General features: G+C 59.4%; 17 protein-coding genes. 10 read left to right on the top strand and 7 right to left on the bottom strand.

Annotated features, from left to right (window positions below):
• The first annotated feature begins 174 nt into the window (after positions 1-174).
• Complete coding sequence (locus OKC27_RS18980) at positions 175-660, top strand: GNAT family N-acetyltransferase (protein ID WP_270806613.1); 486 nt, start codon at positions 175-177, stop codon at positions 658-660.
• A gap of 123 nt (positions 661-783) precedes the next feature.
• Here OKC27_RS18980 and eno read toward each other — a convergent pair whose 3' ends face one another.
• The 5 genes from eno to rlmD form a co-directional block, all read right to left on the bottom strand.
• On the bottom strand, positions 784-2,085 hold the full coding sequence (eno, locus tag OKC27_RS18975; protein ID WP_042063085.1) for a phosphopyruvate hydratase: 1,302 nt from the start codon (positions 2,083-2,085) through the stop codon (positions 784-786).
• An 88-nt stretch (positions 2,086-2,173) separates the two neighbouring features.
• Positions 2,174-3,811 (bottom strand): glutamine hydrolyzing CTP synthase, encoded by a 1,638-nt coding sequence (pyrG, locus tag OKC27_RS18970; RefSeq protein ID WP_042656787.1) that lies wholly within the window; start codon positions 3,809-3,811, stop codon positions 2,174-2,176.
• Positions 3,812-3,952: 141 nt separating this feature from the next.
• The gene (gene mazG / locus OKC27_RS18965; RefSeq protein WP_270806612.1) at positions 3,953-4,750 is read right to left on the bottom strand and encodes a nucleoside triphosphate pyrophosphohydrolase; all 798 of its coding nucleotides are present in this window, start codon (positions 4,748-4,750) and stop codon (positions 3,953-3,955) included.
• Positions 4,751-4,930: 180 nt separating this feature from the next.
• Positions 4,931-7,144: a GTP diphosphokinase gene (gene relA / locus OKC27_RS18960; RefSeq protein ID WP_042063087.1), complete on the bottom strand. Its 2,214-nt coding sequence runs from the start codon at positions 7,142-7,144 to the stop codon at positions 4,931-4,933.
• A gap of 432 nt (positions 7,145-7,576) precedes the next feature.
• Positions 7,577-8,899 carry a 23S rRNA (uracil(1939)-C(5))-methyltransferase RlmD gene (gene rlmD / locus OKC27_RS18955; RefSeq protein ID WP_270806611.1) on the bottom strand — a complete coding sequence of 441 codons (1,323 nt, stop codon included), beginning with the start codon at positions 8,897-8,899 and terminating at the stop codon, positions 7,577-7,579.
• 153 nt (positions 8,900-9,052) lie between these two features.
• Here rlmD and barA point away from each other — a divergent pair, with 153 nt between their 5' ends.
• From barA to galE, 7 genes are all read left to right on the top strand, one after another.
• Positions 9,053-11,770, top strand: coding sequence for a two-component sensor histidine kinase BarA (gene barA, locus OKC27_RS18950; RefSeq protein WP_270806610.1), 2,718 nt, complete (start codon positions 9,053-9,055; stop codon positions 11,768-11,770).
• 89 nt (positions 11,771-11,859) lie between these two features.
• The gene (locus OKC27_RS18945) at positions 11,860-12,339 is read left to right on the top strand and encodes a DUF1456 family protein (protein WP_042063090.1); all 480 of its coding nucleotides are present in this window, start codon (positions 11,860-11,862) and stop codon (positions 12,337-12,339) included.
• 34 nt (positions 12,340-12,373) lie between these two features.
• Positions 12,374-13,261, top strand: a complete 888-nt coding sequence (locus OKC27_RS18940; RefSeq protein ID WP_270806609.1) for an N-acetylmuramoyl-L-alanine amidase — start codon at positions 12,374-12,376, stop codon at positions 13,259-13,261.
• Positions 13,262-13,416: 155 nt separating this feature from the next.
• On the top strand, positions 13,417-13,884 hold the full coding sequence (locus OKC27_RS18935) for a Dps family protein (RefSeq protein ID WP_021229540.1): 468 nt from the start codon (positions 13,417-13,419) through the stop codon (positions 13,882-13,884).
• Between the two features lie 290 nt (positions 13,885-14,174).
• Positions 14,175-15,824: a hydroxylamine reductase gene (gene hcp, locus OKC27_RS18930; RefSeq protein WP_270806608.1), complete on the top strand. Its 1,650-nt coding sequence runs from the start codon at positions 14,175-14,177 to the stop codon at positions 15,822-15,824.
• A 131-nt stretch (positions 15,825-15,955) separates the two neighbouring features.
• The gene (locus OKC27_RS18925; protein WP_270806607.1) at positions 15,956-16,945 is read left to right on the top strand and encodes a hybrid-cluster NAD(P)-dependent oxidoreductase; all 990 of its coding nucleotides are present in this window, start codon (positions 15,956-15,958) and stop codon (positions 16,943-16,945) included.
• A gap of 95 nt (positions 16,946-17,040) precedes the next feature.
• On the top strand, positions 17,041-18,054 hold the full coding sequence (gene galE / locus OKC27_RS18920) for a UDP-glucose 4-epimerase GalE (RefSeq protein WP_270806606.1): 1,014 nt from the start codon (positions 17,041-17,043) through the stop codon (positions 18,052-18,054).
• Positions 18,055-18,124: 70 nt separating this feature from the next.
• Here galE and OKC27_RS18915 read toward each other — a convergent pair whose 3' ends face one another.
• Positions 18,125-18,826 carry a phosphatase PAP2 family protein gene (locus tag OKC27_RS18915; protein WP_270806605.1) on the bottom strand — a complete coding sequence of 234 codons (702 nt, stop codon included), beginning with the start codon at positions 18,824-18,826 and terminating at the stop codon, positions 18,125-18,127.
• A gap of 258 nt (positions 18,827-19,084) precedes the next feature.
• Between OKC27_RS18915 and mpl the strand changes: the two genes are divergently transcribed.
• A complete protein-coding gene (gene mpl / locus OKC27_RS18910; protein ID WP_042030470.1) occupies positions 19,085-20,455 on the top strand; it encodes a UDP-N-acetylmuramate:L-alanyl-gamma-D-glutamyl-meso-diaminopimelate ligase in 1,371 nt (456 codons plus the stop codon).
• Entirely contained in the window at positions 20,452-21,063 is a 612-nt protein-coding gene (locus OKC27_RS18905) for a flavin prenyltransferase UbiX (RefSeq protein ID WP_270806604.1), read from the top strand. Before mpl ends, OKC27_RS18905 begins: the two co-directional genes overlap by 4 nt.
• 68 nt (positions 21,064-21,131) lie before the next feature.
• Here OKC27_RS18905 and OKC27_RS18900 read toward each other — a convergent pair whose 3' ends face one another.
• A complete protein-coding gene (locus OKC27_RS18900; protein WP_042656644.1) occupies positions 21,132-21,746 on the bottom strand; it encodes a TetR/AcrR family transcriptional regulator in 615 nt (204 codons plus the stop codon).
• Positions 21,747-21,767: the final 21 nt, after the last annotated feature.

Raw genomic sequence — 21,767 nt, 5'->3', positions numbered from 1 at the left:
GGCGATAAAATCAGATCACAAACGAAGCCTTTTTTATATCTATTTCAATTGGTTGCCGCTAAAGATCCTGTACATGATTACGTCTTAAAGAAAAATTGCTGGGACGAGTACTTTAAAGGAAAGCCGGACATCCACCATACATCTCTGCTGGCGTAACACATCCAAAGGAGGTTTATGAAGCCTGATTTTACCGGCACTCGGATTGTGCTACGCACCATTGGCCCGCAGGATTCTGCCGATCTGTTCGAGATTTATGGCAGTCCACTGACCATGGAGTTTGCCTCCGATCCCTGCTTTACCTCTCCCGCCATGGTGGCGCAGATGATGGCGAGCGTAGTGCGGCTGGAGCAAACGGGGGAGTCGCTGGAGTGGGCGATTGTCGAGCGGGAAAGCAACAAGGTGATCGGCACCTGCGGCCTGCACAGTTTCAGCGAGGCGGGCCGCTGCTGCGAAGTGGGTTGCCTGCTCAATGCGGCCTACTGGCGCAGAGGGTTTATGTCGGAAGCGCTCGGATTGCTGTTCGCCCACGCCAGCACGCTGGGAGTCACCCGCCTCACCGCAGATATCGATGCAGATAACGTCCGCTCTATCACCCTGTTTGAAAAGCTGGGCTTCAAGGCGCATGCAGGGCGCTATCAGCGCACGCTCCCCTTTGTCTGACCCGAGACCAGAGGCACTACGCACTCGCCTCTCAGGCTGTTGTGGCAAGGCTCAGGCATAAAAAAACCGGAACCCAAGGGTTCCGGTTTTTTTCATTCCAGCCGAGGCTGGCAAACCAGCAAATTAAGCCTGGTTTTTAACTTCTTTCAGACCGCGGAAAGGAGCTTTGGCACCCAGAGCTTCTTCGATACGGATCAGCTGGTTGTACTTGGCAACACGGTCAGAACGGCTCATGGAACCGGTCTTGATCTGGCCAGCAGCGGTACCAACAGCCAGGTCGGCGATGGTCGCGTCTTCGGTCTCACCGGAGCGGTGGGAGATGACGGCAGTGTAGCCAGCGTCTTTGGCCATCTTGATGGCAGCCAGAGTTTCGGTCAGGGAACCGATCTGGTTGAACTTGATCAGGATGGAGTTGGCAACGCCGTTGTCGATACCACGCTTCAGGATCTTGGTGTTGGTTACGAACAGGTCGTCACCCACGATCTGGATTTTCTTGCCCAGTTCAGCAGTCTGGTAAGCAAAACCGTCCCAGTCAGATTCGTCCAGGCCATCTTCGATGGAGACGATCGGGAACTTGGTGGTCAGGTCAGCCAGGTAGTCAGAGAACTCGTTGGAGGTGAAGATACGACCTTCGCCTTTCAGGTTGTACTCTTTCTTCTCTGCGTCGTAGAACTCGGAAGCAGCACAGTCCATCGCCAGAGTGATGTCGGTGCCCAGCTTGTAACCGGCAGCAGCAACGGCTTCAGCGATAACTTCCAGTGCTTCGGCGTTGGATTTCAGGTTAGGAGCGAAACCACCTTCGTCACCGACTGCAGTGTTGTAGCCCTTGGACTTCAGCACTTTGGCCAGGTTGTGGAACACTTCAGCGCCCATGCGGACAGCTTCTTTCAGGGTCTTGGCGCCAACCGGCTGGATCATGAACTCCTGGATGTCGACGTTGTTGTCGGCGTGCTCACCACCGTTGATGATGTTCATCATCGGCAGCGGCATGGAGTAAACACCAGCAGTGCCATTCAGCTCGGCGATGTGGGCGTACAGCGGCATGCCTTTGGCAGCAGCAGCAGCTTTGGCGTTAGCCAGGGAAACAGCCAGAATGGCGTTGGCGCCGAACTTGGATTTGTTCTCGGTACCGTCGAGGTCGATCATGATCTGGTCAACAGTGGCCTGGTCCTTGGCATCTTTACCCAGCAGAGCTTGAGCGATCGGGCCGTTTACGGCTTCGAGGGCTTTCAGCACGCCTTTACCCAGGAAACGGCTCTTGTCGCCGTCACGCAGTTCCAGCGCTTCGCGGGAACCGGTAGACGCGCCAGACGGAGCGGCTGCCATACCAACAAAACCACCTTCCAGGTGAACTTCGGCCTCAACGGTCGGGTTACCACGGGAGTCGATGATTTCACGACCGATCACTTTAACGATCTTGGACATGTGTATTTCCTCAGGTTTCGTAAAAAAACAACAAAAATATGCCAAAAAAAGCGGCTGTGGCACAGGCCCCAACCGCATTTATTTTAAATTACTTCAAATTACGCTTCTGATACTCGCCTGCCGCCTTCACAAAACCGGCAAACAGAGCGTGGCCATCACGGGGAGTTGAGGTGAACTCCGGGTGGAACTGCGCGGCCACGAACCAGGGGTGATCCGGGATCTCGATGATTTCCACCAACTTCTTGTCGGCGGAGAGACCGGTCACTTTCAGACCTGCCGCTTCAATCTGCGGCAGCAGCTTGTTGTTTACTTCGTAACGGTGACGGTGACGCTCGTAAATGGTCGGGCTGCCGTACATCTGACGCACCTTGGAATCTTCGACCAGGTGGCAGAGCTGGGAACCCAGACGCATGGTACCGCCCAGATCAGACTTCTCGGTACGGGTCTCGACGTTGCCTTCTTCATCCACCCACTCGGTGATGAGGCCGACGACCGGATACGCGCAATCTTTCTTGAATTCGGAGGAGTGAGCCCCAGCCATGCCCGCCACGTTGCGAGCGAATTCGATCATGGCAACCTGCATGCCGAGGCAGATACCCAGGTAAGGGATCTTGTTCTCGCGGGCATACTGGGCAGCCAGGATTTTGCCTTCCACGCCACGCTCACCGAAGCCACCCGGTACCAGGATCGCATCCAGACCTTCCAGCAGCTCGGAGCCACGGGTCTCGATGTCCTGGGAGTCGATGTACTTGATGTTGACGGAGAGACGAGTCTTCAGACCACCGTGCTTGAGTGCTTCGTTGACGGACTTGTAGGCATCCGGCAGGGATACGTACTTGCCGACCATACCGATAGTCACTTCTGCAGTCGGGTTGGCCTCTTCGAAGACAACCTGTTCCCACTCGGACAGGTCGGCTTCTTTGCACTCCAGACCGAAACGCTCGGTGAAGTAGGAGTCCAGATTCTGGGATTTCAGCAGTGCCGGGATCTTGTAGATGGAGTCGACGTCTTTCATGGAGATGACGGCGCGCTCGGGCACGTTGCAGAACAGGGCGATCTTGGCACGCTCGTTGGCCGGAATGGCACGGTCGGAGCGGCAGATCAGCACATCCGGCTGGATACCGATGGAGAGCAGCTCTTTGACGGAGTGCTGGGTCGGCTTGGTCTTCACTTCACCGGCAGCAGCCAGGTAAGGAACCAGCGTCAGGTGCATGAACATGGCGTTGTTGCGGCCCACTTCGGCAGCCAGCTGACGAATGGCTTCGAGGAACGGCAGGGACTCGATGTCACCTACGGTACCGCCCACTTCGACGATGGCAACCTGATGGCCTTCGGCACCGGCAATCACCCGCTCTTTGATGGCGTTGGTGATGTGCGGGATAACCTGAATGGTGGCGCCCAGATAGTCACCACGACGCTCTTTACGCAGTACGTCGGCGTAGATACGGCCGGTGGTAAAGTTGTTGCGACGGGTCATCTTGGTGCGGATGAAACGCTCGTAGTGGCCCAAATCCAGATCGGTTTCGGCCCCGTCCTCGGTTACGAACACTTCACCATGCTGGGTCGGGCTCATGGTGCCCGGATCCACGTTGATGTACGGGTCCAGTTTCATGATGGTCACATCCAGACCACGGGCTTCCAAAATGGCTGCCAGAGAAGCTGCGGCAATGCCTTTGCCGAGGGATGAAACAACGCCACCAGTAACAAAAATATATTTGGTCGTCATGCTGAACCTGAAAGAAGTTTAGGGAATTTTAAGGGGTGCTTCGGGGATGAAGCAGGACGGGGAAACAGTATACCAAAAACCCCTCTCCCAAACAATGAGCAAAAATCTATCAGGCTCACCGCCCCCCCATCTTGCGCCAAATCAACTTTGCTCGGTTTCCTTGGCGCGATCCCAGGCTGCATCGAGCTTTTCGAGGGTGCAATCGGTCATTTTCAAGCCTTCTGCGGCGATAAACTGCTCAACCTGACGAAAACGACGTTCGAACTTGGCGTTGGCGCCCCGCAGCACCTGCTCCGGATCCTTGCCCAGATGACGCACCAGATTGACGGTGGCAAACAGCAGATCGCCGAGCTCATCGCTCACCCGCGCCTCGTCCACATCCGCCATCAGCGCCTCTTCCATCACCTCGTCGATCTCTTCGTGGATCTTGTCCACCACCGGCCCCAGCGTCTTCCAGTCAAAACCGACGGTGGCACAGCGTTTCTGAATTTTGGCAGCGCGGGTCAGCGCCGGCAGCGCCTGCGGGATGTCATCCAGCACGCTCTCTTGATCGAGGGCCGCTCGCTCCTTGGCTTTTTCCGCCTCCCAGTTCGCTTTTACCGCCTGCTCGTTGGAAAGATCTGCATCGGAAAACACATGGGGATGGCGGCGAATGAGCTTTTCGCTCACCGTGTCGACGATATCGGCGAAATCGAACAGTCCCCGCTCTTTACCCAACTGGGCGTAGAACACCACCTGAAACAGCAAATCCCCCAACTCCCCTTTCAGCCCCTGCCAATCCTCGGTCTCGATGGCATCGGCCACCTCATAGGCCTCTTCCAGGGTGTGCGGCACTATGCTCTGGAAGTCCTGTTTCAGATCCCAGGGACAGCCGTTTTGCGGATCGCGCAGACGAGCCATGATGTCGAGCAGTTGGGGCAGGTCGTAACGTTGAGACATGAGCTACTCACTTTCGATTCGTTAAATGGGGATAAAGCGACATCACGCCGCACAGCCGAACAATCTCATGTCGAGCAATTGGGAGAGGTCGTAACGTTGGGACATGGGATATTCGCTTGTTGATTCGTTCAAAAAGGGTCGGAAATGCAGACCGGCCACTGGGGCCGGTCGGTTCGATAATTACAGCCGCTTGGCGCTGATCACGTCGTTAAGCTGACTGAGCTTGGCCAACGCCCGGTTGAAGGCGTTGATGTTGTAAATCTCCAGCTCCATGTCGATCTCGGCGGTCTGCTCGCGCACATTGGAGCGCGAGCGCACCCCCATCACATTGATCTTCTCGTTGGCCAGCACTGTGGTGATATCACGCAGCAGGCCGGAGCGATCGTTGGAGATGATCCGGATGGTGAGGCCGTAGCCACCGGAGTAGTTTTCCCCCCACACCGCATCGATCAGCCGCTCCGGGTTGCGACGGGAGAGCTCCTTGAGCTGCTCGCAATCTTCCCGGTGGATGGAGACGCCGCGCCCCATGGTGATGAAGCCCTGAATGGAGTCCCCCGGGATCGGCTGGCAACAGCGGGCGATATGGGTCATCAGATTGCCGACCCCTTCCACTACTATGTGGTCTTTGGGCTTGTGGCGCATTGGCGCGTTGGCCTTCTGCTCCAGTTTCTCCAGTAGGCGACGATCTTCCTCTTCCGCCGTCGGCTTGTTGTAGCAGGTGTCGAGATAGTTGAGCACCTGATTGATGCGGATATCGCCGCTGCCGATACCGGCCAGCAGATCGTCGGTGCTCTCCAGATTGAAGCGCCGCAGCATGTTGCCCTTGTCGATCTTGGACATGCTGAGGTTGTGGCGATCCAGCTCCTTCTCGAACAGCTCGCGACCGGCCACGATATTCTTGTCCCGATCCAGCTTTCTGAACCAGGTTGCCACCTTGGCCCGCGCCCGGCTGGAGCGCAGGAAGCCGGAGTTGGGGTTCATCCAGTCGCGGCTCGGGTTCGGCTCTTTCTGGGTGATCACCTCAACCTGATCGCCGGTCTGCAGCGCGTAGGTAAACGGCACGATGCGGCCGTCAATCTTGGCGCCGATGCAGCGGTGGCCGATCATGCTGTGGACGTGATAGGCAAAGTCGAGCGGGGTGGCGCCCGCCGGCAGGTCGATCACATCCCCTTTCGGGGTGAAGACGTAGACTCTGTCTTCGAACACCTGACTGCGCAGATCCTCGAGCAGGGAGCCGCTCTCGGAGAGATCCTCCTGCCAGGCGAGCAGCTTGCGCAGCCACTCGATCTTGTCTTCGAAGGTATTGGCCTTGCCGCCAGCCTGCGCGCCTTCCTTGTAACGCCAGTGGGCAGCGACGCCGAGTTCGGCATCCTGATGCATCTGGTCGGTACGGATCTGGATCTCGACGGTTTTGCCTTCGGGCCCCACCACTACGGTGTGAATCGACTGATAGCCGTTGGGTTTGGGGTTGGCGACATAGTCGTCAAACTCGCGGGGAATGTGGTGGAATTGGGTATGAACGATACCGAGCGCCGCATAGCAATCCTGCAGCCGCTTGGTCACTACCCGCACCGCGCGCACATCGAACAGCTCGTTGAATTCGAGGTGCTTCTTCTGCATCTTGCGCCAGATGCTGTAGATGTGTTTCGGACGGCCATAAACCTCCGCTTCCACCCCGGCCTCTTTCAGGCCATTACGCAGGGATTGCACGAACTCGCGGATGTAGCGCTCGCGGTCGAGCCGCTTCTCATCGAGCTGTTTGGCGATCTGCTTGTAGGTATCCGGGTGCAGGTAGCGGAAGGCGAGATCTTCCAGCTCCCACTTGAGCTGGCCGATGCCGAGACGGTTGGCGAGCGGCGCATAGATGTTGGTGATCTCCTGGGCCATCAGCACCCGGGTCTCTTCATCTGCCGTCTTTGCCTCACGCAGGCAGGCAATTCGCTCCGCCAACTTGATCACCACGGCACGCACATCCTCGACCATGGCGAGCAGCATGCGGCGCACGTTGTCTACCTGCTCAGGCGAGGTTTCACTGCGATGGAGGGTCTGCAGGGAGCGGATGGCTTCCATCTCCAGCACCCCTTCCACCAGCTTGGCGATCTTGGAGCCGAAGTCTTCGTCCATCCGCTCCTGGCTGATGAGACCGGCTTCGACGAAGGGGTAGATGATGGCCGCTTTGAGGGTACCGATATCCATGCTGAGCATCTGCAGGATGCCCACCATTTCAATGCCGCGCACCAGCAACTTGCTGGTCAGCGCCTCGTCACCGAGCGTCAGACAGTACTGGTAAACGGTTCGCAGCTGATCCTTGTCACTGTCACTCAAGGAGAGCGAGCCGACCCACTCCTCCAGGGTGAAGTTGTCTTTCAAATGAATATCGCGAACCGCAACCATGGTATCAATCCTTTAAATTATCGGGCCGAAAGCTGTCACTTTCTCCCTCTCATGAGATTGCCTCAAATGGGGATATCCAGCGCACTTTTCAAGGCATATTGTCCAGAAAGACAATAGAGCGCGCCAACAGGCCCTGCCGAACGACAAGGGTCTAGATTACCCCAATCACATCTGATCAAACAGCCGGATGACCAATCAGGCATCGCCAAACTGATGAGTCATTTACTCCCGTTCAAACAGTGCCATGGACTCCAGATGACCGCTGCTACGGAACATCTGGATACCCCACAGCCTAGATCCGTTCAAACAGCGCCATGGACTCCAGATGACCGCTGCTATGGAACATCTGGATACCCCACAGCCTAGATCCGTTCAAACAGCGCCATGGACTCCAGATGACCGCTGCTACGGAACATCTGGATACCCCACAGCCTAGATCCGTTCAAACAGTGCCATGGACTCCAGATGGCCGGTGTGAGGGAACATGTCGAGCATGCCGAGGCGTACCAGACGGTAACCCCCTTTCACCAGCACCTGGCTGTCACGCGCCAGGGTGACCGGGTTACAGGAGACGTAGACCACCCGCTTGGGTGAAAGTTTCACGACGTGCCCCATCACTTCCAGCGCGCCGGGGCGAGCCGGATCCAGCAGCACCAGATCAAACCCTTCCCGCGCCCAGGACATGCCGACGATGTCATCGCTCAGATCGGCCTTGTAGAAACGGGCATTGGTGATGCCGTTGCGACGGGCGTTCTCTTCGGCCCGCTGCACCATGGCCAGTTCACCTTCGACCCCCACCACTTCGCGAGCCTGACGGGCCAGCGGCAGGGTGAAGTTGCCGATACCGCAGAAGAGATCGAGCACCTTGTCATCCTTGCTCGCCCCGAGCCATGTCAGCGCCTGCTCCACCATGCTCTGGTTGATGGGGCCGTTGACCTGAATGAAATCACCGGGAGCAAATGCAAGAGACAGGCCATCCAGCGAGTAGGATGGGGAAAATTGTTGCTGCAGCGCTTCGATGCGTTCATCAGCAGCCTGCAGATAGAGGTCGATCCCCTGCGCTTTGGCAAACTCCACCAGCAGGGCGCGATCCGCCTCATTGGGGCGGCCGGTGTGACGCAGCAGCATCATGATCCCCTGCTCGGCCTGGATAAGCTCGGCATGGCCCAGCTCACGCTGGCTCTTGAGGCGATTGAGGCAGTCACGCAGTGCAGGGATCAACGCAGAGAGCGGCTCGGCCAGCACCGGGCAACCGTCAATCTCCACCAGATCGTTGCTGTTGCGGCGGCGGAAACCGACCCGGGTGCAGCGACCGTTCTTGTCAAATTTGATGGCCAGACGACAGACCCGGCGGTAGGCGCGATCTTCACCGGTCAGTACCGGCTCCAGCGCTGGTGCCTTGATGTTGCCCAACCGCTCGAACAGGCTGACCAGCCCGGCCGCCTTGGCCGCTTGCTGATCGGCAACCGACATGTGCTGGGCACTGCAACCGCCGCACTCGCGATAGTGGCTGCAAAAGGGGGCGATGCGGTTGGCCGCCGGGGTCACCACCTGTTGCAAGGCAGCGTGACCATACTGTTTTTTCTCTTCGGTGATGCGCGCCTTGACGGTCTCGCCGGGCAGAGCCCCTTCGACGAAGATCGCCTTGCCCTGATGGCGACCGATACCGACGCAGTGGTGATCGAGGGTGTCTATCGTAAATTCAATGCGTTGGAGCTGGGTGGACTTCTTTTGGGGCTTGAAAAACTGGGCCATAAAACTTGGTGCCTATAGGTGGCTATGTCATGATTGTGGAATCTGCTGCCGGGTATTGTCCCACAAGAATAATAGTATGACCAAATACGGCCTGAGAGCCCGTGCATTGCCATCAACCCTATCGCCAACCCTGTTCACTGGTGGCCTGTTCGTATGACCAAATATGGCCTGAGAGCACGCGTTCTCGCCTTCACCATCCTGCCGACCCTGATCATCGGTGGCCTGATGGCCGGTTACTTCACCTTCCACCGCTACCAGCAGCTGGAAAACAACCTCATTGATCAGGGGATCAACATCATCGAACCACTGGCGATCGCCAGTGAATATGGCATGACCCAACACAGTCGCGAATCCCTCAAGCGGCTGATTGGCCTGACCCATCGCAAGAACTCCCCCTTCATCAAGTCCATCGCGGTCTTCACCCAGGACAACCAGCTGTTCGTTACCTCGAACTATCACCGGGATTTCACCCGGCTCAGACTGCCCGATGGCGAGCCGATTCCGGATCTGACCAGCGTGACGTTTCAGGGGGACGACATCATTTTGCGCACCCCGATCCAGGCCGAAACCAGCCTCGATGGCTTCCCGCTACCCAGCGATGTAGAGCCGCCGATGATCGGCTACATCTCGATGCAGATGGCGACCGATCGGGCCATGCTGCTGCAGTACCGCGACACCTTCTTTGCGGTGATCATGGTGCTCATCGGGGTCGCCTTCAGTACCCTGTTTGGTTTCCGTCTGGTCAAGAGCGTGACCCAGCCCATCACCAACATGGTGCAGGCGGTGCACAAGATCAGGGAGGGGCGGCTCGATACCCGGGTCAGCGGCGAGCTGACCGGCGAGCTGGATATGCTTAAAAACGGCATCAACGCCATGGCCAAGGCGCTCTCCGAATATCACGAAGAGATGCAGCAGAATATCGATCAGGCCACCTCGGATTTGCGCGAAACCCTGGAGCAGATCGAGATCCAGAACGTCGAGCTCGACATGGCCAAGAAACGGGCGCAAGAGGCGGCGCGGGTCAAATCGGAGTTTCTCGCCAACATGTCCCACGAGCTGCGCACGCCGCTCAACGGGGTCATCGGTTTTACCCGCCAGTTGCTGAAAACCAGCCTGACCCCGAGCCAGACCGACTACATGCAGACCATCGAGAAGTCGGCGCGCAACCTGCTTGGCATCATCAACGACATCCTCGACTTCTCGAAGCTGGAAGCGGGCAAGCTGCAGTTGGAGCATATCCCTTTCAGCCTGCGCGACACCCTCAACGAGACCATGCACCTGCTCGGCCCCAGCGCCCACGACAAGCAACTGGAGCTCTCGCTACGGGTAGATGCCGACGTGCCGGACTCCCTCACCGGCGACCCCATGCGGCTGCAGCAGGTGCTGACCAACCTCGCCGGCAACGCCATCAAGTTCACCGAGCAGGGCAACGTCGATGTCCATATCGAGCAGATAGGCAGCGGCAACCACAAGGTGAGACTCAACATCCGGATCCGTGATACCGGTATCGGCATCTCGCAAGAGCAGCAGCGCCAACTGTTCCAGGCCTTCAATCAGGCCGACTCCTCCATCTCCCGCCGTTATGGCGGCACCGGTCTTGGCCTGGTCATTACCCAGAAGCTGGTGCAGCAGATGGGCGGCCAGATCCGCTTCGAGTCAGAGCTGGACAAGGGCTCGATCTTCTCGTTCAGCCTCGATGTGGAGGTCTCGCCCCTGCCCCAGAGCGATCAACTGCCGCTGGATCGGATCCGTGGCAAACGGCTCTGGCTGCTGGAGCCGGATCCCTTCGCCCAAGCCTCCCTGCTCGCCCTGCTGGCGGAGTGGCAGCTCGACGTGCAGCCACTGACCAGCGATGACCCCTGGCCCGAAATGAGCGAGCAAGAGATGGTGATCATCGGCAGCAGCACCCTGCATACGCCACAGCAGGTGATTGGCCGCCTCGACAGCCTGAGCGGCCAGCAGCAGAACACCATAGTGCTGCTCAGCAGCCACGAGCCAGCGCTCTACGAGGCGATGCTGGCCCACGGCGCCCAGCACTGCCTCTCCAAACCGGTCAACCACCGCAAGCTGCTGCACGCCCTGCTCTCGCCCGAGGCGAGCCGCCAGAAGCTGCCCGCCCAACCCGCGCCGCGTCAGTTGCAGCCGATCAAGGTGCTGGCGGTGGATGACAATGCAGCCAACCTCAAGCTGATCGCCGCCATGCTCAAGGAGATGGTGAGTCAGGTGGTGGTGTGCAAAAACGGTAAGGAGGCGGTCAAGCAGGCCCAGAGCCAGCCATTCGACATCATCTTCATGGATATCCAGATGCCGATCATGGATGGCATCAGCGCCACCCAGGCGATCCGCAACCAGTCACTCAACACCACCACCCCGATCGTGGCGGTGACCGCCCACGCCATCCCCGGCGAGCGTGAGCGCCTGATCCGCCAGGGGATGGACGACTATCTGGCCAAGCCCATCGACGAGACCATGCTGGCCCAGCTCATCACCGACTTTGCCTATCGCCGCCACCAGAATGACGGTGCCCAGCAGATAGACTGGGCGCTGGCGGTGCGTCAGGCAGCGGGCAAAGAGGATCTCGCCAAAGAGATGCTGACCATGCTGCTGGCCAGTTTCGACGAAGTCGAGCCGGTGCTGGATAGCGCACTGGCTGGCGAAATTGAAGATAGCGAGGTGCTGGCCCAGCTCCACCGCCTCAACGGTGGCTGTGCCTATTCCGGGGTGCCGGGGCTGCAACGGCTGCTCTCCCAGCTGGAGCAACAGCTGCGCGACGGCGTACCGGTCAGCGAGCTGGAACCCGAGCTGCTGGAGCTGCAAGATGCGCTGGAACTGGTGCGCCAGGAGGCGCCCCGCTATCTCGGTAAGGCTTGATTGGCTTGACCCGAACTGTACCGGCCCCCGCTTTTTCTGACGCGAGGGCCGCCAGATGGTAAAGTTGCGCCGTTTACACAGGAGTCAGCATGACCAACAACGATATTCTGCGCCGTCTGCGCTACGCCCTCACCATCAGCAACGACGAGATGGTCGAGATGTTTGCCAAGGGCAACCTGACGGTCACTCACGCCCAGCTGCACAGCTGGTTGATGAAAGAGGCGGCGGAAGGTGAAGAGCAAGAGGCAGGCTATGTCGCCTGTCCCGACTCGGCCCTGAGCCAGTTCCTCGATGGCTTCATCATCGCGCGCCGTGGTGTGCGGGAAGATGCCCCGGCCCAGGTGATCCCGAACCGGATCAACAACAACATGATCCTGCGCAAGCTGCGCATCGGCCTCAACTACAAGGAAGAGGATATGCTCGGCACGCTCAAGCTCGCCGACTTCAACCTCTCCAAGTCCGAGCTCAGTGCCCTGTTCCGCTCCAAGGATCACAAGCACTATCAGGATTGCGGGGATCAGATCCTGCGCAACTTCCTGATTGGCCTCACTGCCAAGTACCGCAGCTAACCAGCAGCGCGACTGACCGGGCAGGGCCTTCGACATGTGCCAGCGACTCACTCCCCCCACGCTCAGCAGACTGGCTGTCGCAGGGGGATGGCGCTGGCGCTGTCTTCTTCCCCTCTTCTTTCTGCCACTAGTTCTGCTACTGGGCGCCTGCACCCCGTCCGAATACCAGCTCTCGACCCGCTATCAGAGCGCCAACCAGAACGAGCGGATCGCCTTTCTGATCCTCCACTACACCGACGAAGATGATGCCAACTCCCTGCGCCTGCTGACCGAGCCGGAGCACAAGGTGAGCGCCCACTACCTGATCCCCCGCGACAGCCACGAGACCCCGCTGCCGGTCTATCAGCTGGTGCCGGACAGTGCGCGCGCCTGGCATGCAGGGCGCAGCCGCTGGCACCAATATGCCGGGCTCAATGCCAGCTCCCTTGGCATCGAGATCGTCAACCTCGGCTATCCAGCGGAAGATGAGTCGTTGGCCCCCGATGCCCGCCGCTGGCAACCCTATACCCCGCAGCAGATTGCCGCCGTCGGCGCCCTCAGTCGGGAGCTGGTCGCCCGCTACCGCATTCCACCGACCCAGGTGCTGGGCCACAGCGATGTCGCCCCCGAGCGCAAGCAGGATCCCGGCCCCCACTTCCCCTGGCGCCAGCTCTATCTGACGTACGGGGTCGGCGCCTGGCCCGATGAAGAGCGGGTAGCAGCGCTACTGGCCAGCCCCTTGCCCGACTGGGATGCGGCAATGTGGCAACAACAGCTGGCCCGCTATGGCTACGGCCTACCCCAGACCGGCCAGTGGGATGAGCAGAGCCGCGCCGTCATGCGCGCCTTTCAGCTCCACTTTCGCGCCAGCAAGGTCGATAGCGAAGCGGACCGCGAGTGTCAGGCCATCCTGATGGCGCTGCTCGAAAAATACTTCCCCTAATCCTCATCCATTGTCCCCGCTGCTGCGTACTGTTTGATAGCCGTTAGCTATCAAACAGTTAGGCACAAGCAATTGTCCCTGCATTTTGCAAGGCGTTATTCTGACTGCGTTCCAAAAGAGAATTTAAAACTGATTTCCAAATCTGGAGGTGAATGATGAAAAGCCCGATTGGTCTTGATACTGCTCAATCACAAGCCCTGGCAGCCGAGTTGAACAAATTGCTGGCCAGCTACCAGATCCTCTACATGAACGTACGCGGCTTCCACTGGAATATCCGTGGCAACCAGTTCTTCGAACTGCACCTGAAATTTGAAGAGATTTACAACGACCTGCTGCTGAAAGTCGATGCGCTGGCCGAGCGGATCCTGACGCTGGATGGGGTGCCGATGCACAGCTTCAGCGACTACCTGAAAGTCTCTGCCATCCCCGAGCAGAAAGGGCTGCATGATGGCCGCGCCTGTGTCGAATCCCTGCTGGAGAGCTTCCGCGAACTGCTGGTTGCCCAGCGCCGCATTCTGGGTCAGGCCGCCGAAGCCGGTGATGAAGGCACCGCCTCCATCCTCTCCGACTATGTGCAACAGCAGGAAAAACTGGTCTGGATGCTGCGCGCTTATCTGGCCTGATAGTGAACCAAGCCAGCTACAGCATACGTATGCTTGCTTGAGTAAGTAGCGGGCTGGGGGCACCTGACCAGACCCCGGCCCACCCCGCTTGATTGTTATGTTCTGTTGCAAACCTGAGTTGTCTCTCCTTTTATCCACCCGCTTGCCGCCCTGTTTGGGCGGCTTTTTTTTATTTTTGATCTGCATCAAGGGAACCTTAATTGGCAAATTGAATGTCTATTAAGTTTTTCACGAGGGGAATAGAATCGCCACAAAACAAACAACTGAAATGTCCAATTAGGAGAGGCATGATGTTTTGTGTGCAATGTGAACAGACAATTCGTACCCCGGCAGGCAACGGCTGTGCCTACGCACAAGGTATGTGCGGCAAGACGGCGGAAACCTCGGATCTGCAAGATGTGTTGATCTATACCCTGCAGGGACTCAGCGCCTGGGCGCTGGCCGCCCGCGAGCAGGGCATCATAGATCGCGAGATCGATGCCTTCGTGCCCAAGGCCTTCTTCGCCACCCTCACCAACGTCAACTTCGACTCGAATCGCATCGTGGCCTATGTCAATCAGGCCCTCGCCTATCGCCAGCAGCTGGCCGATCGTCTGGCCGCCATGGCGGTGCAGGTCAACGACTTGCCACACTCCGCTTACTTCGAACCCGGTGCCGAGCTGCTGGAACAACTTGCCCATGCCGCGCCAGCCGCCCCCAATCGGGGCAAGAACGAGGTGAATGAAGACATCATGGGGCTTCGTCTGCTCTGCCTCTACGGCCTCAAGGGTGCCGCCGCCTACATGGAGCACGCCCGGGTGCTGGATCAGCAGAGTGACGAGGTGGCCGCCGAATTCCACCGCATCATGAGCTGGCTCAGCACAGACCCGAGCGAAATGGGTCGGCTGTTCAACTGTGCCATGGAGATCGGTCAGCTCAACTTCAAAATCATGGAGATGCTGGATCTGGGTGAAACCAGCGCCTTCGGCCACCCGGAGCCCACCCGGGTCAGGGTCACGCCAATCCCCGGCAAGTGCATTCTGGTCTCCGGCCACGACATGATGGATCTCAAGCTCATTCTGGAGCAGACCAGGGGGACCGGCATTCATGTCTACACCCACGGCGAGATGCTGCCCGCACTGGCCTACCCCTTCTTCAAACAGTACCCCCATCTGGTGGGCAACTACGGCTCCGCCTGGCAGAACCAGCAGAAGGAGTTTGCCAACTTCCCGGGCGCCGTGGTGATGACCTCCAACTGCATCATCGACCCGAACGTGGGCAACTACAGCGACCGCATCTTCACCCGCTCCATCGTCGGCTGGCCGGGCGTCACTCATCTGGAAGGGGATGATTTCTCCGCCGTGATCGCCAAGGCTCTGGCACTCGATGGCTTCAAACACACCGAGCTCGAGCACTTCATCACCATCGGCTTTGCCCGCAACGCCCTGATGCAGGCCGCACCCGCGGTGATTGAGAAGGTAAAAGCCGGGGAGATCAGCCACTTCTTCCTGGTGGGTGGCTGTGACGGCGACAAGGCCGAGCGAGCCTATTTCACCGAGTTTGCCAAGGCGGCACCGCGCGACAGCCTGCTGCTCACGCTGGGCTGCGGCAAGTACAAGTTAAACAAGCTCGACTTTGGCGACATCGGCGGTATTCCGCGCCTGCTGGACGTGGGCCAGTGCAACGATGCCTACTCCGCCATTCAGCTGGCGCTGGCGCTCTCCGAAGCGTTCGAGTGCGGGGTCAACGATCTGCCGCTGACGCTGGTGCTTTCCTGGTTCGAGCAGAAAGCCATCGTCATTCTGCTCACCCTGCTCTCCCTTGGGGTGAAAGACATTCGTACCGGGCCGACCGCCCCCGCCTTCCTCACCCCGGCCCTGCTCAAGGTGCTGGAGGAGCAGTTTGGCCTGAAAGGGACCACCACGGCCGAGGCTGACTTGGCCGAGATCCTGGCGGCCTGAGCGGTTCCATATCCGCCTTACACGCTCAGTATGTTGTAAGCGTTTGGCGAGCCGCCCGGCTCGCCTTTTTTCTGGATCCGGCTTTTCCATCAGACGTTTTTCAACCCGTTTCAAACCTAAGGAGCCTTGTGATGACCTCTCTCACGCTCACCTGCATTGGCCGCCAACAGAACACCCACGACGTAGTGAGCTGGCAGCTGGCGCCGCTTGCTGGCAGCCTCCCTCCCGTACTGGCTGGCCAGTGCATCACCCTGCATACCGAGATCGACGGCCAGCCGGAGTGCCGCGCCTATACCCTCTCCTCCAGCCCGCAGGATTCATGCTGGCAGGTCACCATCAAGGATGTGGGGCGGGTCTCCCGCCATCTTCACCAGACCCTGCAAGTGGGCGACAAGATCCGGGCCGATGGCCCGTTCGGCGAGTTCAACCTGACCAACCTCCCTTGCCAGCGGCCGCTGCTGCTCAGTGCTGGTTCCGGCATCACCCCCATGTGGGCCATGCTGCGGGACGAGTTTGCCAAACGGCCGGACGCCGATATCCGCTTTATCCATAGCGCCCGCTCGCCAGCAGATGTGATCTTTGCCGAGGAGCTGACTGTGCTGGCTGAGGCACATATCGGGCTACGTCATGCATTCGTGCTGGAGCAAGCTCCGGCTGACCACCCCTGGATTGGCCGACTCACCCCCACCATGCTGGCCGAACTGGCCCCTGACCTGCACGAGCGCCATGTCTATCTCTGCGGCCCAACCCCCTATATGGCGGCGGTCAGCACCATGCTGGCGGAGCTGGGATTGCCACCGGAGCAGTTGCATCAGGAGTCCTTTGGTCTTCCCCCCGCAGAGCCCGCCACGACCACCAGCGACCACTTCTGGCTGACCCTGAAAAAGAGCGGCAAAAAGGTGAAGATCCTGCCGGGCCAGACCCTGCTGGCGGCGCTAGAAATGGCGGGTGAAACCATGATGGCAGCTTGTCGCGCCGGTGTCTGCGGCGCCTGCCGCTGTACTACAGAGGGAGACATCGAGCGCCAGAGCGTGATGACGCTGAGTGCGCAGGATCTGGAGAGCGGCGTGGCCCTGGCCTGCTCCTGCACCGTGAAAGGGGATATCAGTCTCGATTATTGAGATACACAAAGGGGTTCATTGGCATCCCAAGCTTTTCCAGAGCAGGCAGGACGGGTAGACTCTGCCCCCAGTTTCACCAGAACACGGGATAAAAAATGACAATACTGGTCACAGGGGGCGCCGGCTATATCGGCTCCCACACCCTGGTTGAGCTGCTCGGCACGGGGCAGCAGGTCGTGGTACTCGACAACCTCTCCAACTCCTCACCGGAGTCACTCAAGCGGGTCGAGCAGATCACCGGCCAGCCGGTCACCTTCGTCGAAGGGGATGTGCTGGACAGAGCCTGCCTGCAGCAGCTGTTTGCCAACCACCAGATCGAATCGGTGATCCACTTCGCGGGCCTCAAGGCAGTCGGAGAGTCGAGCCAGATCCCGCTCACCTACTACCAGAACAACATCAGCGGCACTCTGGTACTGTGCGAAGAGATGGCCAAGGCGGGCGTCTTCCGGCTGGTGTTCAGCTCTTCTGCCACCGTCTATGGCGATCCCGCTTCGGTACCGCTACGGGAAGATTTCCCCACCAGTGCCACCAACCCCTATGGTCGCTCCAAGCTGATGGTGGAAGAGATCCTGCGCGACTTGTCAAAGTCCGATCCCCGCTGGGCCATCGTGCTGCTGCGCTACTTCAACCCGGTCGGCGCTCACGAAAGCGGCCTGATTGGTGAAGATCCCAACGGCATCCCCAACAACCTGCTGCCTTATATCAGCCAGGTGGGTGTCGGCAAGCTCAAGGAGCTGGGGGTATTTGGTAATGACTACCCGACGCCAGACGGCACCGGCGTGCGCGATTACATCCATGTAGTGGATCTGGCCATCGGCCACCTGAAAGCACTGGCGCGCATCAAGAGCGATACCGGCGTCTTCACCTACAATCTGGGCACCGGTCAGGGTTACTCGGTACTGGAGATGGTCAAGGCGTTCGAGGCCGCCAGCGGCCGCCCCATTCCCTACCAGATCAAACCCCGTCGCCCGGGCGACATCGCCGAGTGCTGGGCCGAGCCGACGCTGGCCCGTGCCGAGCTGGGCTGGCAGGCAGAGCGAGGTCTGGAGCAGATGATGGTCGATACCTGGCGCTGGCAAAGCAACAACCCGAACGGCTATCAAGGCTGATACTCTAGCGGGCTGATAATAAAACGCCCCGACATCAAGATGTCGGGGCGTTTTATTTTGCGACGCTCAATCAGTGGGTCTGGCTGCGCAGCAACGGCAATGGTGCGAGATAGGGAACGATTCGCGCGATCAGCCGATCCGCCATCGGGGTCAGCAGTAACCAGGGCAGGCAGAGGGTCGCCAGCCCCAGTGCGCCGACATAGACGTCGGTAAACCAGTGGGCGCCCGCCAGAATGCGCGGCGCGGAAAAGATCGGCACCATCAGCAATGCACTGACACCGGCCCAGCGCGGCAGATAGCGCAGGGCAAAACCGGCGAAGATCATCAGGAACAGAGCGTGATCCCCCGGGAAGCTATCGCCGGAAGAGTCCTTGGTCGGAATGCCGCTGATCTGGGTCACCCGCAGCGCATCGGCCACCATCAGAGTCGGGCTGGGGCGCTCCACCGGCAGTTGATGACCAAGCTGATTGATCGCCAGCGCACTCAGCAGCATCACAATGCCCATCGCCACCAGCTGGCGACGCCCCGCCAGATCCCGGGCGAAGAAACAGCGGGCCAGGATCAGCCCCATGCAGGCGAGTACCGCCAGATCGAACAGCCGGTTATTGGTGATGGCCACCAGATCGGCCCACAACGGCGACTGCCCGAGCCAGCCGTTAACGGTATGAAAAATCGCAAGGTCCCACTGATCCCAGGGACCATGAGCGGGCAGCGCAGCCCAACTGATGGCCAGCAGACCACCGACCAGATAGCAAAGCAGGAACTTGCCCATGGAGACTCTCCGTTGGAAAAGTGCGATATGGTAAAACTGTAGAGTGCGTCACAAAACCGAAGAATTGTAAGAAAGTGCGACACAAAATCAAGCCTCAAAGAAAGCCCAGCAACCCATTCCAGTCTCGCACACCCCGACGGCGACAAGATTTCTGCCTCCGGTGCCGCATCTGTGGGTCTCTCACCATGAGTGCGGCTTGTGCCACCACCGCAACACCCCCTAGAATGCGCACTTCCCTTTACTGCGAAAGGAAGCGGTATGCATATTCACATTCTCGGGATCTGCGGCACCTTTATGGGTGGTCTGGCGGTGTTGGCAAAACAGCTTGGTTACCGGGTGACCGGCTCGGACGCCAATGTCTATCCCCCCATGAGCACCCAGCTCGAGCAACAGGGCATCGAACTGACCGAAGGCTATGATCCTTCTCAGCTTGATCCGGCGCCGGATCTGGTGGTGATCGGCAACGCCATGAGCCGCGGCAACCCCTGTGTTGAATATGTGCTGGATCGCAATCTGCCCTATATCTCCGGCCCCCAGTGGCTGCTGGAGCACGTGCTGCAAGATCGCTGGGTACTGGCCGTTGCCGGCACCCACGGCAAGACCACCACCGCCAGCATGCTGGCATGGGTGCTGGAGTACGCCAAGCTGGAGCCCGGTTTCCTGATCGGCGGCGTGCCGGGCAACTTCCCGGTCTCGGCCCGCTTGGGCTCCGCCCCCTTCTTCGTCATCGAAGCGGACGAGTATGACTGCGCCTTCTTCGACAAGCGCTCCAAGTTCGTCCACTACCACCCGCGCACCTTGGTGATGAACAACCTGGAGTTCGACCACGCGGATATCTTCCCGGATCTTGCCGCCATCCAGCGCCAGTTCCACCACCTGATGCGCACCGTACCGAGCAATGGCCGGGTGCTGTTCCCGCAAGCCGATGACAACCTCACCGCCGTGCGCAAGATGGGCTGCTGGAGCGAAGTGGAGCTGGTCGGTCAGGACGACGCCAAGTGGAAGGCGGTCAAACTGGCCGATGACGGCTCCGCCTTCGAAGTTTGGCTGGATGGCGAAAAACAGGGTGAGGTGCACTGGGAGTGCATCGGCGAACACAACGTCAACAACGGCCTGATGGCCATCGCGGCCGCCCGCCATGCTGGCGTCATGGTGGAGCACGGCATCGCGGCGCTCTGCCAGTTCAAATCCCCCAAGCGGCGGATGGAGCTGAAAGGGGAAGTGGCCGGCATCAGCGTCTATGACGACTTTGCCCACCACCCCACCGCCATCGAGACCACCCTCGGCGGCCTGCGCGCCAAGGTGGGTGAGGCCCGCATTCTGGCGGTGCTGGAGCCACGCTCCAACACCATGAAGCTGGGGGTTCACAAGGAGGAGTTGGCTGGCTGCTTCGATGGCGCCGACGAGGTGTTCTTCTTCCAGCCGCCCAACATCGGCTGGGATCTCGGCGAGGTGACGGCCCATATGACCCGACCCGCCAAGGTGTTCAACGATCTGGAGACCCTGATCAACCGGCTGGTGGCCGAGAGCCGCGATGGCGACCATATTCTGATCATGAGCAACGGCGGCTTCGGCGGCATTCATGACAAGCTGATCGCCCGCCTCAAGGATTACCACGGCGAGCTATGAACAAAGCGATCACCCTGGCGCTGACCGGTGCCTCCGGCGCCCCCTACGCCCTGCGCCTGCTCCAGTGTCTGGTGCAGGCGGACTATCGGGTCTACCTGCTCGCCTCCTCGGCGGCACGGGTAGTACTCAAGACCGAGCAGCAGCAGGATTGGCCCGGCTCGCCGAAGGAACTCTCTGCCTATCTCTGTCGCCAATATGGCGCCCAGGAGGGGCAGATCGTGGCCTGCGGCAAGGAGGAGTGGTTCTCGCCGGTCGCCTCCGGCTCGGCAGCGCCCAAGCAGATGGTGGTCTGCCCCTGCTCCATGGGCACCGTCTCGGCCATTGCCAACGGCACCTCCGACAATCTGCTGGAGCGGGCGGCGGATGTAGTGATCAAGGAGCGCGGCCAGCTGATCCTGGTGCCCCGCGAAACCCCCTTCTCGGCGATCCATCTGGAGAACATGCTGAAACTGGCGCGGCTCGGGGTGACCATCATGCCTGCCGCCCCCGGTTTCTATCATGAACCGAAAAGTATCGAGGACCTGGTGGACTTTATGGTCGCCCGCATCCTCGATCATCTGGGTGTCGAGCATGAGCTGACCAACCGCTGGGGCTATGGCCACGGCTGAGCTAGCCAGATAAACCGGATAAAAAAAGGCGCCCCTCGATGAGGGGCGCCTTTTTTCGTTAAGCCGTATCAGCAAGCCTGAATAGGTGCCGTCACGTACTTGAACAGGAAATCAGTCACCTCTTCGCGCGCCGGGCGCTGGGGTTGATTGATCATCTGCATCATCACATAGCCAAAACCGGTCAAAGAGCGGGCCAGATCCTGTGCCGACAGCACGCTGGTGATCTCCCCTGCATCCATGGCGGTTTGCAGCTCGCTGGCGATCAGCTCAAGGCACTGATCGAGCAGCCGGGTATAGCGGGGCCATACCTCTTCCCGAACCGATGAACTCCACTCCAGCCAGATACCGGCATAATCCGGTTGATCGTAGGCGGCATCGACAGAGAGGCGTACATGACGCTGGATCTTGTCGAAAATTGAGCCCTGGTCACCATATGCCTGCGACAGCATCTGGTTCACAAAGCGTTCGATCTCGGCCAGCACCTCATCTACCAACTCCTCGCGGGTGTTGAAATAGTTGAAGACGGTAGCCACAGAGACCTTGGCCTGTTCGGCAATCTCGGCGTGACCGGCACGGCCAATGCCGCGACGGGAGAACACCTCGATGGCACATTCCATCAATTGGGAGCGACGAGCTTCCGGCGACAGCCGGGTACGACGTCTTATTTCTGCGCGTGGTTCCATAGTTTTTATCATCTAATAGTT

The sequence above is a fragment of the Aeromonas sp. QDB62 genome (assembly GCF_027705695.1).
GTDB lineage: Bacteria > Pseudomonadota > Gammaproteobacteria > Enterobacterales > Aeromonadaceae > Aeromonas > Aeromonas allosaccharophila.
Note: the sequence above shows the minus strand (reverse complement) of the source record. Positions and strands in the feature narration are given on the sequence as shown.